General features: G+C 68.3%; 1 pseudogene. It reads right to left on the minus strand.

The annotated features are described in order from the left end of the window. Positions 1-880, minus strand: a pseudogene (locus VBE63_RS30480) (hypothetical protein); the annotation flags it as partial.

Here is an 880-nt window from a genome sequence, read left to right on the forward strand (position 1 = left end):
AGGCCAGTGCGAAACCAGGTGATACCAGCTGAGCTTGTCCTTCTTGATCAGCTCGCTTGGCTGCAAGTGCAGTTGCAGGCGCTCGCCCTGATCGTTGGCGCGCAGCCCGCTTAGGCTGTCCTCGAGCAGCAGGCTGTCGGCGCTGAGGCTCAGGGCGCGGATCGGGATGGCGTTCGGATACTCGGCCAGCAGATTGCGATAACGCTGCAGCGCCGCCACGAACTGCGCTTGCAAGTCCTCGCGCCAGTCGACATCGAAGGGGGCCAGCGGCAATTCGCCGGCGCGGGCGAGCCGATCCACCGCCTGCTGCAGACAGGTCTCGCTGGCGATCGCGGGCCGAGCCACGAGTTGTCGTTCGACCTGCTGCAGGATGGCCGCGCGCAGTCCCCAGCGCTGCAGCCCGTCGAAGTCGAATGGCTCGTCGTTGGCGTTAGTCTCGGCGGCAACCTCCAGGTGCAGGGCCAGGCGTTGGCTGTAGAAGGTCCGGAGCGGATGGCGCAGGAACCGGCCCAGCGTCTGCAGGCTGATCGGGCCATCGAAGCTCGGCTTGGAGAGTCGCGGCGGGCGCTCCGGGACCAGCGACGCGGGTGAGGCGGCACCCTCGGCGGGCGTCGAGGCCGGATAGAGCGCGCGCCACTCGTGGGCATAGGTGAACAGCCGCAGGTCGCGGCCTGGCTCGAAGTAGCGCCGGCTAAAGGGCTGCAGCGGATGGCTGCAGGTCAAGGCCGCGAGTAGCGCCTTGCCCGAGGTGTCGGGCGTCGGCTGTGGATCGACCTGGTGTTGCAGCGGTTCACTATCAGGCGCGACGGCTGTGGACCTGTCTTGCGCCGCTGACCCCGTCGCCTCTGCAGCCAACCGCCAGCCGGCCGCGAGGTGATCG

This window comes from Lamprobacter sp. (genome assembly GCF_034860625.1).
Lineage (GTDB): Bacteria > Pseudomonadota > Gammaproteobacteria > Chromatiales > Chromatiaceae > Lamprobacter.